This is a genomic window from Yeosuana sp. (assembly GCF_057126245.1).
On sequence record NZ_DBNGMQ010000047.1, the window covers coordinates 1 to 3,560 of the forward strand.

Genomic DNA, 3,560 nt, shown 5'->3' on the forward strand with positions numbered 1-3,560 from the left:
ATTTTTAGTCTCTAGCGCGCTACTTTATTCAGCTATTAAGTTTAGAGCGGGGTGGTTCTCTAATAACTTAACAATTGAAAGTCTTTGTATCGCTGAGTCGTCTACTACTACACAGTTTAAAGTCATAACATTTTATATTATTTCGGTTAAGATATCGACAATAGTACAAAAAATTACGTTAAAAACCAAATTTCATCGGTGAACTGTAGTTTTTAACAAAAATTTAACATACATGAGATTTGGTATTTTGTCTCTCTATTTAGTTGTGTAATATAGATAAAATAGTTATTTTTGCAGCCAATTTTTAACAATAAATTCGATTTTTATGAATCATTATGAAACTGTTTTCATCTTAAATCCCGTTTTATCTGATGAACAGATAAAGGAAACAGTTAAGAAATACGAAGATTTTCTTGTTTCTAACGGCGCTAAGATGATAGCTAAAGAAGATTGGGGACTAAAAAAATTAGCCTACCCAATCCAAAACAAAAAAAGTGGTTTTTACCACTTATTTGAGTACACTGTACCAGGAGAGGTGATTGGAGCCTTAGAATTAGAGTTCAGACGTGATGAGCGTTTTATGCGTTATTTAACGGTGGCGTTAGATAAACATGCTATCTCATGGGCGGAAAGACGAAGAGAAAAACTTAAAGTAAAAGCATAATTATGGCAACATCTATTGAACAACAGTCTAAAGGAAAAAAAGACGGAGAGATTAGATATTTAACCCCGTTGAACATTGAGACCAATAAGCAAAAGAAATATTGTCGTTTCAAAAAGTCAGGAATTAAATATGTGGATTATAAAGATCCAGATTTCTTGTTGAAGTTCGTGAACGAGCAAGGTAAAATCTTACCAAGACGTTTAACAGGAACCTCATTAAAGTATCAAAGAAAAGTATCTGTTGCCGTAAAAAGAGCAAGACACTTAGCGTTGATGCCATACGTAGCAGATTTATTAAAATAAAATACCAATAACAATGGAACTTATATTAAAACAAGACGTTGAAAATTTAGGATTTAAAGACGATGTTGTAACAGTTAAGAACGGTTATGGTAGAAATTTTTTAATTCCTCAAGGGCAAGCTATTTTAGCAACAATCTCTGCAAAGAAAGTGTTGGCTGAAAACCTAAAGCAAAGAGCTTTTAAAGACAAAAAATTAATTGATGATGCTAACACCATGGCTGAGGCTATTAAGGCATTAGAAATTAAAATTACTGCGAAGGCGACTGAAGGAGCCTCGGCAGGAGATAAATTATTTGGATCTGTGACAAAAGCAGATTTAGTTACTGCTTTTGAGAAAGAGGGTCATACTATAGATAAGAAATTTGTTACAATAACAGGTGGTAACATTAAACGTTTAGGACAGTATAATGCTGTTGTGCGTTTACATCGTGAAGTAACGTTCGATTTCCCTTTTGAGGTTATAGCGCAAGCGAACTAGTATTAACAATTAGTTAATAAAAGTTTTTTATTATTATAAGGCCACTCTTTTGAGTGGCTTTTTTTTACGTTACATTTGTTCGATTATTCTATGCATGCATAGAATGAAAAAAAAATGACTAACTCAAAATTTAATCAAATGAAAAAAACAATCCTTTTAATTGCCTTCATGTTTTTTGGAATACTTGCCTTTTCCCAAGTAACCACATCTAACATTAAGGGCCTTATTTTAGATCAAAGTTCAGTTCCACTGCCTGGTGCCAATATATTGGCTATACACACACCAACCGGTACAAAATACGGGGCTGCATCAAATATTGATGGACGTTTTAATTTGTTAAATTTGAGGGTAGGTGGCCCGTACAGTGTTACAATCTCTTTTGTGGGTTACAATGAGCAATCATTTAATGATGTGTATCTTAATTTAGGGAAAACACAGAATATAGATGTTGTTTTAATCGAAAAGACATCAGAACTTGAAGCAATTGTGATACAAGGATCTGGTGGTACAGGTACTTTTGGAAGTGATAGAACCGGCGCTGAAACTAGTGTTGGAAGACGTGAATTAACTCGTCTGCCCACAATTTCAAGATCTGCGGCAGATTTTACTCGGTTAGAGCCTTCCTCTACAGGTAACTCATTTGGTGGTAGAAACGACCAGTTTAACAACTTTTCTCTAGATGGTGCTATTTTTAACAATCCATTTGGGTTAGACGCACCAACACCTGGAGGACAAACTGATGCACAACCCATATCTTTAGATGCCATAGATCAAATATCAGTTTCTTTAGCTCCGTATGATGTCACTCAATCTGGTTTTACAGGAGCTTCCGTAAATGCTGTTACTAAGAGTGGAACTAACGAGTTCCATGGAACTGTTTATGGTTTCTATAGAGATGAGAACCTTACTGGGAGCGAAGTGAACGGACAAGATGTTCCAACGTCAGATTTAAAGCAAAACCAATATGGTATTAGTATTGGTGGCCCAATAATAAAGGACAAACTATTCTTTTTCGCCAATTTTGAAAAAGATGAAAGAACAGATCTAGGGACTAATGGATGGGTACCAGATAATGGGAATTTGATAACAGCGGTAAATGAATCTAGGGTCTCGGAAAGTGATTTTGTTGCTGTTCAAGAAGCATTATGGGGCGTGCTACAATCTGATGGTTCTAGAACTGGAGGGCTAGGTTATAATACTGGAGCATATCAAGGATTTAATTATGGTTCAGAATCTACGAAAGGAATTGTTAAATTGGATTGGAATATTAATGACAATAATCGTTTAGCAGTTATATACAATTGGTTAGATGCTTCGAAAGAAAAGCCAGCGCATCCAACAGCTTTGGGCTCAAGAGGACCGAGTTTTCAAACACTACAATTTGAAAATTCTGGTTATGAGATTAATAACAAACTACAGTCTGTTCAATTGGAACTAAACTCTAAATTGTCAGATGAAATGACCAATAAACTTCAAGTAGGCTACACACATTTTGACGATTTTAGAAATCCATTGTCTGGACCTGCTCCTATAATTACCATTCAAGATGGTGCGGGATCTAATTATATAATTGCAGGACATGAACCATTTTCTATTAATAATGAATTAGATCAGAAGGTATTCCAGTTGACAAACAATTTAAATATTGTAAAAGGTAACCATACATTTACAATTGGTTTTTCCTTTGAGAAATTTGCCTTTAAAAATTCTTTTAACCTAGTTAATTACGAGTCTTTTAATTTTGGAATTTTCCCTTATTATGGGATTTTTAGTCAATATCCCGATGTTCAAACATTTTTGAATAATGCACAGCCTGGTGGTCTTGTTGATCAATATTTAACCGCTACTCAAAATGCCTATGATTCGTTTAATGCGAATGGAACAGGGAATGATGGTGGTTGGAAATTGGCAGAACTTAATGTTGGTCAATTATCGTTCTATGCACAGGACGAATGGAATGTTAATGATGAATTTAAGCTTACATATGGGGTTCGTTTTGATAAACCATTATATTTTAATACGGCCGAATTGATTCAAAAATATATTGATACAGATAATACTGCTACAAGAGATAATTCAGTGTTATATTTTAATCCAAATTCAAATGAAGAAGTAA

At 34.3% G+C, this 3,560-nt stretch carries 4 protein-coding genes and 1 pseudogene; 4 read left to right on the forward strand and 1 reads right to left on the reverse strand.

Annotation, left to right across the window (positions count from 1 at the left end):
- Nucleotides 1-27: 27 nt before the first annotated feature.
- A pseudogene (locus AC15TD_RS04645) lies at nt 28-126 on the reverse strand (DNA-binding response regulator); the annotation flags it as partial.
- 199 nt (nt 127-325) lie between these two features.
- On the opposite strand from AC15TD_RS04645, the gene rpsF reads away from it, so the two are divergent.
- The 4 genes from rpsF to AC15TD_RS04665 all read left to right on the forward strand — a co-directional run.
- Nucleotides 326-664 carry a 30S ribosomal protein S6 gene (gene rpsF, locus AC15TD_RS04650; protein ID WP_484450966.1) on the forward strand — a complete coding sequence of 113 codons (339 nt, stop codon included), beginning with the start codon at nt 326-328 and terminating at the stop codon, nt 662-664.
- 2 nt (nt 665-666) lie between these two features.
- Nucleotides 667-966: a 30S ribosomal protein S18 gene (rpsR, locus tag AC15TD_RS04655; RefSeq protein WP_394874904.1), complete on the forward strand. Its 300-nt coding sequence runs from the start codon at nt 667-669 to the stop codon at nt 964-966.
- A gap of 13 nt (nt 967-979) precedes the next feature.
- On the forward strand, nt 980-1,444 hold the full coding sequence (rplI, locus tag AC15TD_RS04660; protein ID WP_484450967.1) for a 50S ribosomal protein L9: 465 nt from the start codon (nt 980-982) through the stop codon (nt 1,442-1,444).
- A gap of 138 nt (nt 1,445-1,582) precedes the next feature.
- The coding region (locus tag AC15TD_RS04665) for a TonB-dependent receptor (protein WP_484450968.1) at nt 1,583-3,560 on the forward strand (1,978 nt) is incomplete at its 3' end.

What these genes read in the sequence shown, in the direction of transcription:
- rplI (WP_484450967.1), top strand. Translation starts at nt 980, where the DNA reads ATGGAACTTATATTAAAACAAGACGTTGAAAATTTAGGATTTAAAGAC.
- rpsF (WP_484450966.1), top strand. Translation starts at nt 326, where the DNA reads ATGAATCATTATGAAACTGTTTTCATCTTAAATCCCGTTTTATCTGAT.
- rpsR (WP_394874904.1), top strand. Translation starts at nt 667, where the DNA reads ATGGCAACATCTATTGAACAACAGTCTAAAGGAAAAAAAGACGGAGAG.